This is a genomic window from Streptococcus sp. IMAU 99161, from assembly GCF_014435245.1.
Classification (GTDB): Bacteria; Bacillota; Bacilli; order Lactobacillales; family Streptococcaceae; genus Streptococcus; species Streptococcus lactarius.
The window spans coordinates 1-255 of sequence record NZ_JAAPAW010000019.1; the positions used below are offsets into that span (position 1 = coordinate 1).

The window sequence follows — 255 nt, forward strand, 5'->3', positions numbered from 1 at the left end:
GGCGGAATTGGCAGACGCACCAGATTTAGGATCTGGCGCTTTACGGCGTGGGGGTTCAAGTCCCTTAACCCGCATAGAGAATAATAATGAGCCGGCTTAGCTCAGTTGGTAGAGCATCTGATTTGTAATCAGAGGGTCGCGTGTTCAAGTCATGTAGCCGGCATTTTTTTATATAAAGAAAGCGATGCGAACGTAGTTCAGTGGTAGAACATCACCTTGCCAAGGTGGGGGTCGCGGGTTCGAATCCCGTCGTTC

Annotated in this window: 2 tRNA genes; both read left to right on the top strand. The window is 50.2% G+C overall.

Going from position 1 to position 255, the window contains the following annotated elements:
• Positions 1-71, top strand: a tRNA-Leu gene (locus tag HA044_RS09300).
• 19 nt (positions 72-90) lie between these two features.
• A tRNA-Thr gene (locus HA044_RS09305) sits at positions 91-163 on the top strand.
• Positions 164-255 lie beyond the last annotated feature (92 nt).